Source organism: Streptomyces sp. NPDC059900 (assembly GCF_050270335.1).
Lineage (GTDB): Bacteria > Actinomycetota > Actinomycetes > Streptomycetales > Streptomycetaceae > Streptomyces.
Genome location: NZ_JBNNJZ010000323.1, coordinates 1 through 3357, shown reverse-complemented (window position 1 = coordinate 3357; position 3357 = coordinate 1). Strand labels below are relative to the sequence as shown.

Below are 3357 nucleotides of genomic sequence, written 5' to 3'. Positions count from 1 at the left end.
CAGCGGCAAGGGCGCTGCCGGATACGAGGAAGCGCACAACGGCAGCGGGGCGGTGGGCTGTGTGGCGCGGAACGGCGGGCGCAGGCATCAGGAGGTGGCCTCCTCGCCTTCGCCCCAGGGCGTGGTGGCGCCGTGTTCGATGTGCGCGGTGGCGGACGCGGTGGTCGTGAGCTGGTCAAGACCGACGAGGGAGAGGACTTGGGTCGTCTGGATGTGCGTGACGGTGACCTGCGTCTGATCTTCCTGCACTCGGACACGGGCCGTGTCGCCGTCGGCCGTGACGCGCGCGTGGGCTGCCGTCCGGGCTGTGGGTGCGTCGAGTCGCAGGCGGTGGGTGGCGCGCAGATGGTCGAGGTCGACTTCCTGGCAGGCGGCGCGGGCGGCCTCCTGTGCGGTGTCGGCGGCCCTCACCTTTCCTGCCAGTGCGAGTCCGCCGTCGATGACCAGTCCGGCGAACAGGAACAGTCCGGCCACTGACACCACAACCACCACGGTCACCTGCCCGCAGTCGCCGTACAGACCGCGCTGCCGGGTCCGGACGCTCGTATGTCTCATGTCTGAACCCCTCGATACAGATCCACGACGGAGGAGGCCGACGCCGTGACATCCACGCTGTGCATTCCGGGGACGTCCAGCGCGGCGCGGCAGGTCACGGTCACCCGCACCACGCCTCCAGGGGTGAAGCCGCCCAGGGCGGGACGGATGCGCGGGCTCGTGCACGAGGACCCGGCGCCGGTCAGGCTGCGCGTGGCTGCACCGGCCGCTTCGGTGCGAGCCTCGCCTGCTGAGCGGGCCAGCGAGGCGGCGCGGGCCGCCTGGTGAGCGGCTTCGTCAGCGTCCAGGCGGGCTCCGGCGAGCTTGCCGAAGGCAACGGCGATCAACGCCAACAGAATCAACAGCGGTGTCACCAGGACAAGTTCGGTCGTGGCCGCCCCGACATCCCGTAACGGACGAAGGCGGGCCCACGACCGACGCCGAACGCGAGGACGGGGGCGGAGGGGCGGGTACATGCGGTCACCTCACCGTCCATCTCTCGACGGGGCCTGCGGCATGCCCGGCCACTCGCAGGTGGAGCCCCGGTACCACCGCGGCGACCTCTCCCTCCACATGCGCCTGGGCGTGTTGGCCGCCCCGGCTGACGTTCACCGTCGGGTCATGCAGCAGCCTCCCGCCCAGCAGGCGCAGCGTGGCCGCCGCTCGTGCGTTGCCGGCTCCCGAGGTGGCGTCCTGGGCGCGAGCGGCGGCCAGTGCCCGGGAGGCAGCCGTCTGCGCGATGTGCTGGGCGTGCAGGGCGAGGGCGAACTGCACGATGCACAGCAGCAGGAACATCAACAGCGGTACGACCAAAACCAGTTCGGTGGTAGCGGCCCCGCGATCCCCCGACCGTCTGCCGTGCCGCGGTCGGCGCCCGCTAGCCAAGGTCGATCCCGTTGGCCTTCGCGGTCACCTTCGCGACGATGATCCCGATGACCGCGATGCCCATGACCGCGAGCAGTGCGGTGACCAGTACCGTCTCCGTCGAGTACCCGGCATCGCGCGCCATGTGCTGGCGCACCCGCCGTCCCCAGGCGCGGGTGCGGGCGGTGGTTGAGCGAGTGATCACGGCAAGCTCCATTCCGTGGCAGGGATGCGGTGCTCAGGGCGGGCTCTCAGAGCCCGACCAGTACGTTCTGCAGGGCCGGGTAGCCGATGAAGACCAGAAAGCCCGCGAAGAGCACGACGACGGGCAGCGACATACGTTCCGTCGCGGACTGCGCGGCACCGTCGGCCTCGGCCAGGCCGCGGGTGCGCATCGCGGCGGCCTTGGCCTCCAGCGAGATACGGATCTTGGCGCCCTCGCTGCCGGCGAGGGACACCGTCGCCGCGAGCTCCGCCAATTCCTGGACTGAGGTGCGGGCACCGAGTTCGCCCAGCTCGTGCCATACGTTCCGGCGTCCCACCTCCGCGGCCATCAGCGCGCGGCGCAGCTGGGCTGCACCCCATCCCTGTGGGCCGGCTGCGGCGTCCGCCAGGGCCTGGTGGATCCCGGCGCCGCCGGCCAGGGCGATGACGACCAAGTTGAGGAAGACGGACAGGGTGTGGCGCAGTTCCCTGCGACGCCGCCCGGCGGTGGCCCGTACGGACAGGTCCGGCGTGAAGAACAGCACGGCGCCGGTGGCCAGGGAGGCGATCGCGGAGAACCGCCATCCCCAGCCGCTACCGGTCATCGCCCACCACAGCAGGGAGGCGAGACTCGGCGCGAGGATGCCGACCGTGAAGGCGGTGGCCTTCTCGGCCAGGAACCGCTCGACCCGCACCTCCGCGATCTCCAAGTCCCGGCGCAGTCGGCCGGTGGGCAGCCCGCAGGCCTGCAGCGCCGGTACCGCAGGCAGTCCGAGTCGCGCCGCCCACCCCTCCGCCGCCTCCCCGGCCCGTGGCGCAGCAGCAGGGGGAGCCGGTGCCCGGCCGAGTCGGGCCAGGGTGTGGGCCAGTGAGGCGCGCGGCGGGTTGATGCCGTACACGGTCAGGGCCAGGAATCCGCCGAGCCCCAGTCCAAGGAGAATCGCCGTCATCGGGCCGCCACCCCCGGGCGTGCGCCCTTGAGTACCCGGGACTCTTCCTCCAGGGTTGCGATCTTCATCAGCCACCAGAAGGCGAGCGAGAACAGACCGCCCACCCCGGCCAGAACCACCTGTCCCTCAGCGGTCGTATAGGGCGCGAGGTAGGAGCGGTTGAGGAGCACCAGCCCCACTGCCATGCCCAGGGTGGTGCAGGTGATGACGCGCACCGAGGTCCGCACCCTCCCCCGCCCGGCTTCCGTCTTCAGACGCATCGTCACCTGCTCCCGCGTGGAGAGAGCCAACTGGCCTAGCAGAGGAGCGAGTTGCCGAGCTTGGTGCTCGGCGGCCAGGACGAGTGCGGCGGTAACCATGTCACAGGTCGCGTCGTCCACGTCGTCGGCAAAGGTGCGCAGGGCCTCGCCCAGCGGCCGTCCGTCCTCGATGACGGCCGCCAGGCGGGCCGTCTCCTCGCGCAGGGCCAGCGGGGCGACGGGAGCCGTGGCCACGATCGCCTGTTCCAGTCCGGCCGCCGCCGAGAGGGTGTCGCGCAGCATCTCCGCCCAGACCGCGACCGCTTCGAGCTTGCCCGTACGGGCCTCGGCTTGCTTGTCCCGGCCCAAGAGGCGGGGCAGGGCCACCACGCCCGCGAGTGTGAGCAGCCCGGCCACCGGCCAACCGGTGACCGCTGTGGCCAGCACGCCGCCGCCTGCGGCCCGCAGCCACTGCCACCCGTTCTCTCTCCAGGGCAGCTGCCATCGTCGCGCCGGGGATTCATCCCGCAGGCGAGGCCGCACCCCGTAAGCGGTCACCCCTACGA

6 protein-coding genes are annotated in these 3357 nt (G+C 71.7%); all 6 read right to left on the bottom strand.

What is annotated here, in order from left to right:
- Positions 1-87: 87 nt before the first annotated feature.
- The gene (locus ACQKIP_RS30825) at positions 88-555 is read right to left on the bottom strand and encodes a pilus assembly protein TadG-related protein (RefSeq protein ID WP_365865445.1); all 468 of its coding nucleotides are present in this window, start codon (positions 553-555) and stop codon (positions 88-90) included.
- On the bottom strand, positions 552-1010 hold the full coding sequence (locus ACQKIP_RS30820) for a TadE/TadG family type IV pilus assembly protein (protein ID WP_365865447.1): 459 nt from the start codon (positions 1008-1010) through the stop codon (positions 552-554). Before ACQKIP_RS30820 ends, ACQKIP_RS30825 begins: the two co-directional genes overlap by 4 nt.
- A 4-nt stretch (positions 1011-1014) precedes the next feature.
- A complete protein-coding gene (locus tag ACQKIP_RS30815; protein ID WP_365865448.1) occupies positions 1015-1419 on the bottom strand; it encodes a TadE family protein in 405 nt (134 codons plus the stop codon).
- On the bottom strand, positions 1412-1603 hold the full coding sequence (locus ACQKIP_RS30810) for a hypothetical protein (RefSeq protein ID WP_365865450.1): 192 nt from the start codon (positions 1601-1603) through the stop codon (positions 1412-1414). The genes ACQKIP_RS30815 and ACQKIP_RS30810 overlap by 8 nt, the downstream gene beginning before the upstream one ends.
- Positions 1604-1649: 46 nt before the next feature.
- Positions 1650-2552: a type II secretion system F family protein gene (locus ACQKIP_RS30805; RefSeq protein ID WP_365865452.1), complete on the bottom strand. Its 903-nt coding sequence runs from the start codon at positions 2550-2552 to the stop codon at positions 1650-1652.
- On the bottom strand, positions 2549-3357 hold an 809-nt coding region (locus tag ACQKIP_RS30800), incomplete at its 5' end, for a type II secretion system F family protein (RefSeq protein WP_427744759.1). The genes ACQKIP_RS30805 and ACQKIP_RS30800, both read right to left, overlap by 4 nt.